The following is a 248-nucleotide window of genomic DNA, read 5'->3' on the forward strand; positions in this document are numbered from 1 at the left end:
CTCACCCGGAACCGCCCCACGCCGGGCAGGGGCACGGCGATGTTGAGTTCCAGGGTGTCGTGAAACTCCTGCAACTGCGCCTCGGTGATGATCTCAGAGAGCAGTTGCAGCGGCCCATCCACCGGCAGCGGCTGGGCGTTGAGTGGGGCGCACACGCCGTTGATCTTGATCTGGATCGGCGAGTTGGCCGACAGGTACACGTCGGAGGCTTTGCGCTCGCCCATCGCGCGCAGGATCTTTTCCATCAT

At 64.1% G+C, this 248-nt stretch carries 1 pseudogene; it reads right to left on the reverse strand.

What is annotated here, in order from left to right:
• Positions 1-248 (reverse strand): annotated as a pseudogene (locus tag HA630_RS00815) (type IV pili twitching motility protein PilT); the annotation flags it as partial.

The sequence above is a fragment of the Aquabacterium sp. A08 genome (genome assembly GCF_011742065.1).